Consider the following 1,093-nt stretch of genomic DNA (forward strand, 5'->3'; position numbering starts at 1 on the left):
TATTAACCCGGCGATCAAAAGTATCTGATATAATGCGCGAATGGACGAAAAAATTGATGCAAGAAAATTATCCTTAGAAGTTCTTGAAGAAAAACGCCGACAGGCGCATCGACTTCGGAAACGCGGAATGACGAGAGCCGAGATTGGCGAAATAGTGGGCATTCACGCGGATACGATTGGTCGTTGGTTAAAGCGCGACAAGAATCAACTAGGATACGATAAGCCGGGGCGAAAAGCCGGTAGTGGGCGGCGGTTAACGGCTGAACAGGAACAGCATATTGAATCGGTGCTGATCGACAAAACGCCGGATCAATTAAAAATGCCCTATGCGTTGTGGACGCGGGAATCGGTTCGCGAACTGATCCTTAATTGCTATGGGCTGGCGCTACCCGTACGCACCGTTGGCGATTACCTAAAGCGCTGGGGCATGACACCGCAGAAGCCACAAAAGCGTGCGTATGAACAACGCGCACCGGAAGTGAAAGCATGGCTAGAGGAAGAATATCCGGCGATAAAAGTGCAAGCGAAGCAGCAAAATGCCGAGATTTACTGGGGCGATGAGACTGGTCTGCGTAACGACTGCCAGCATGAGCGGGGCTATGCGCCCAAAGGAAAGACCCCAGTGATTCGTCTAAATGCCAAGCGTGAATCGTGCAACATGATTTCAGCAGTGACCAATCAGGGCAAAGTAAGATACCAGATATTTGAAGGCAACATGAATGCGGATAGACTGATTGATTTCATGATGCGATTGCTCAAAGATGCGAAGCGCAAAGTGTTTTTGATTCTGGATAATCTGCGGGTGCATCATGCCAAGCCGGTAAAAGAATGGTTAGAGGCGCACAAAAAAATGATTCAGGTATTTTATCTGCCAGCTTATTCGCCAGAACTAAATCCTGACGAGTATTTGAATTGTGACCTCAAGGGTGGTGTGCATAGTGGGCAGCCCGCACGCAATAAAGAGCAACTCAAACAGAAGGTATCGAAGCACATGCGTATGCTGCAACGGAAGCCACATCGTGTCCGCAAATATTTTAAGCACGAGAAAATTCGTTATGCCGCATAACAGATACCAAAATCCGCCGGGTTAATA

Annotated in this window: 1 protein-coding gene; it reads left to right on the forward strand. The window is 48.0% G+C overall.

The genetic code is table 11. From position 1 onward, the window contains the following. Positions 1-40 precede the first annotated feature (40 nt). A complete protein-coding gene (locus O9X78_RS20735) occupies positions 41-1,066 on the forward strand; it encodes an IS630 family transposase (RefSeq protein ID WP_062383594.1) in 1,026 nt (341 codons plus the stop codon). Positions 1,067-1,093: the final 27 nt, after the last annotated feature.

Origin of the sequence: Zhongshania aquatica (assembly GCF_027257955.1) — a bacterium.
Lineage (GTDB): Bacteria > Pseudomonadota > Gammaproteobacteria > Pseudomonadales > Spongiibacteraceae > Spongiibacter > Spongiibacter aquatica.

Excerpts from the sequence above, each read along its gene's own strand:
- O9X78_RS20735 (WP_062383594.1), top strand. The coding sequence starts at position 41 with ATGGACGAAAAAATTGATGCAAGAAAATTATCCTTAGAAGTTCTTGAA.